Genomic DNA, 3,799 nt, shown 5'->3' with positions numbered 1-3,799 from the left:
CACTTACGCAGGGGTACGATCGTCACAGAAAACCCTGCCTGTTGTAGATAATCCGCCAGGGGGCGATATTCGTCAGCACCAGCAAAATATCCCGGCAAAATCACGATCGGGTTTGGCATTTTTTCCTAGTCACTTGTTCTTTGTTTTTCCATAGTAGTGGGTAGTGGGCCAGTGACACGGCTGACCATGCCAGAAAGATCACCCGATTGGAGGATTCATAGCGATCACCAGCACACTTAATGTTTACTTCATATTTACTTTTATTAAGTATTCTTATCTGTAGTTCCTTACAGCACGAGGGCACATGAGTACGGAGAGCGTTGACTATGATGAGAGTGATGCTGATCGGAGCAGTGTGACAACTATTTCACCAACAACTGTTTCACCAACAGCGTCTGACACTGACCAGTCTCAGCCATCACAGCCAGGTAAGCGACTTCCTATTGGCTGGTTAGTGCTGGGCGGATTGATTGTTCTAGGTATTGGTTGGGTAGTTGCTCGTAACATCGTTATCCCAATTCTGATGTTCAGCAAGATCAAGCCCCAGCCTACCCCGGTGCAACTGAGCAATCCCAAGGAGACGGTGATTGAGGATAGCTCGGAGTATGTGGCCAACTTGCAATCACGGCAGTCGATTACGTTACAGCCACGAGTCTCTGGCCAAGTGCTCGACATCTACGTCAAGCCAGGCGATCGGGTAAGGGCAGGAGAACCCGTGCTCCAGATTGACGGGGCTGAGCAGCAGGCAGAGGTTGATAGCCAGATTGCCGCAGTTGAAAGCTCTCAGGCACAGGTTGAGGCCGCACGGGCTGAAGCCAATAGTGCTAGGGAAACGCTCCAGTCCTTACAAGCACGGCGAGCGTCACGGGTTGCAGATTTGGACTTCAGTCGTGAAGAATATCGCCGCTCCCTAGCGCTGTACAAGGAAGGAGCAGCTAGTAAGCAATTTCTCGACCAGCGAGAAAATTCCCTGCGGCTGGCAGAGGCAGCCCTAGACCAGATTGATGCTGATATTCAAGCACAGCGAGCAGCGATTGCCCGTGCTGAGTCTAACATTGCGAGTAGCCAACGATCGGTAGAGCGGGCCGCGGCCACTGCTGAACGAGAACGGGTGGAGTTGGAGCGCTACACAGTCACAGCTCCGATCGATGGCATCGTCGGCGATATTCCAGTTAAGGTAGGGGACTTCGTTAACTCTGCTAGTCAACTTATGACTATTACCCAAAACCGACAACTGGAAGTGCAGATCGATGTTCCTATTGAACGGGCAACTAGCCTTAAGTTGGGTCTGCCGGTGGAATTGTTGGGTGCAGATAATAAACCCTTGCAACGGGGACAAATTTCCTTCATTGCTCCCAATGTCAACCCTAGCAGCCAATCTGTCCGAGCCAAGGCCGTGTTTAACAACGCCAGCGGTCAACTGCGGGTGAATCAGTTTCTCCGTGCCCGCATTATTTGGGCAACTCGTCCTGGGGTGTTGGTGCCGACTAGTGCCATTTCTCGTCTAGCCGGACAAAATTTCGTGTTCGTGCAAGTACCCTATAAGGACACTGATTGCGATCAGCAGCCTCAAGCGCGCAGCTTTGGTGGACCACCCCCCAAGCCTCAACCTGATCAACCCGTTGCCTATCAAAAGCCAGTAACCCTGGGCAAAATCATTGGCAACGATCAAGAGATTCTAGAGGGGTTGACAGCCAGCGATCGGATTATTCCCACGGGTATCCTTGCGTTGCAAAACTGTATGCAAATTGTTGATGCAAAAACTCTGAAGCAGTAGGTAATAGGTTGATTGTCCTGCGTCTTAGCTGCCGACTGAACTGATGCCGTAAGGCAAGCCACATAATTCATCCAAGCTGCCATGATCTTTTCTATCGCTGACTTCTTTATCCGTCGCCCAATCTTTGCTTCTGTATGTTCGATCGTGGTGACGCTGTTAGGGATTGCCTGCATTCCAACGTTGCCCGTTGCTCAATATCCTGAAATAGCCCCCCCTCAGATTACGGTGACCTCTAACTACGTTGGCGCTAGCGCTGAGGTGGTGGAATCGACTGTGACCAATATTCTAGAGCGGGAGCTAAATGGCCTATCGGATGTCAGATACATTAAGTCCACTAGTGCCAGTGATGGCACTAGCAATATTTCCCTGACCTTTGAGCTGGGCAAAAACCAAGATTTGGCCGCAGTGGATGTGCAGAATAGGGTATCCACTGTGGAGTCGCGGCTGCCGGGACCGGTGGTGCAAACGGGTGTACGGGTAGGCAAGGCCAACACAGGCTTTTTGCTCGCGATCGGCCTCTACGCTGAACGTGATGAGCAGACAGGGAAAGACCGCTATGATGATGTTTACCTAAGTAACTATGCCGATCTGTACATTGTGGATGCCCTTAAGCGTATTAAAGGTGTAGGCAACGTACAGATTTTTGGGGAACGGAAGTATGCCATGCGCCTCTGGCTGGATCCCGATCGGCTTGCTAGCCGTCGCCTAACTCCCCAGGATGTGGTCACGGCCCTGCGGGAACAAAATCTGCAATTAGGGGCTGGTCAAATTGGTCAACCCCCTATCTCAAGCGATCAGCAATATCAGTATTCAGTTACGGCCCAAGGACGACTCAAGACAGTTGAGGAGTTTAATGATCTAGTAATTCGCACGGAAGATAATGGCAATCTCATCCGGTTTCGAGATGTGGGCCGGGCAGAACTGGGGGCAGAAAACTATAGCTCGGTACTGCGATTTACGGCCGACGATCGGGTCTCTCACCGGGGTATTGGTTTGGGGGTAAGTCAGCAGTTTGGCAGCAATGCGTTGGATACAGCAGCGGCAGTGAAGCAGGAAATGGCAGACCTGGCGAAGAATTTTCCCCCGGGAATGCGCTATGAAATTGCCTTTGACACAACACTGTTTATTCAGGCTGGGGCACGAGAGGTGTTGATTTCCCTGCTGCTGGCCATTGTGCTGGTAGTCCTAATTATTTTCCTGTTCTTGCAAAATTGGCGATCGGCAGTTATTGTCTCGATTGCTATTCCCGTGGCTCTGATTGGCACCTTCATCTTTGTGAAGTTGATGGGCTTTTCCATCAATACCCTGACGTTATTTGGCTTGACCCTAGCCACTGGTCTAGTGGTGGATGATGCGATCGTGATCGTTGAAGACATTACTCGGCGTGTTCAAGACGAAACCATGCATCCAGTAGAGGCGGCAATTTCTTCGATGAATGCATTGTTGGGAGCCGTCATCGCCACTTCGATCGTGCTGATTACTGTGTTTGTACCCATTGCTTTCTTCCCCGGCACCACGGGGCGGCTTTATCAGCAGTTTGCCTTGACTATTGCCTTTTCCATCACGGTTTCTACCTTCAATGCCATTACCCTCACTCCTACACTGTCAGCCGTTTTGCTGCGACGGGGACAGGCACCCAACAACTGGTTCTTCAATGGCATTAACCGTATTATTGACAACATTCGCCAGAGCTATGCTCAAAATGTCGCTGCCATCATTCGTCGCAAGGGCCTAGTCTTATTCCTATTCGGAGGCGCGCTTGCCCTCACCTACTGGGTGTACACGATCGTGCCCGGTGGCTTTTTGCCCGATGAAGACCAGGGCTACTTCATTACCATCATTCAAGCCCCTGAAGGGGTTTCCCTCAGCTATACCGAGAAAGTGCTGGAAAAGGCTGAGGCAGCGATGAAGGAAATCCCTGAGGTTAAAAACATCTTTGCCGTGGGGGGATTTAGCTTCAGTGGTGCTACCCCTAACAACGGCATAATTTTCACTACTCTAAAACCCTGGCATGAGCGGCCT

Annotated in this window: 2 protein-coding genes; both read left to right on the top strand. The window is 51.0% G+C overall.

Features of this window, described 5'->3' with window-relative positions; genetic code table 11:
* Positions 1–304 precede the first annotated feature (304 nt).
* Positions 305–1,777, top strand: coding sequence for an efflux RND transporter periplasmic adaptor subunit (locus NZ772_15430; GenBank protein MCS6814947.1), 1,473 nt, complete (start codon positions 305–307; stop codon positions 1,775–1,777).
* An 81-nt stretch (positions 1,778–1,858) separates the two neighbouring features.
* Positions 1,859–3,799, top strand: a 1,941-nt coding sequence (locus tag NZ772_15425; GenBank protein MCS6814946.1) for an efflux RND transporter permease subunit, incomplete at its 3' end; no start/stop codon positions are given.

Source organism: Cyanobacteriota bacterium (assembly GCA_025054735.1).
Taxonomy (GTDB): Bacteria; Cyanobacteriota; Cyanobacteriia; order SKYG9; family SKYG9; genus SKYG9.
Note: the sequence above shows the minus strand (reverse complement) of the source record. Positions and strands in the feature narration are given on the sequence as shown.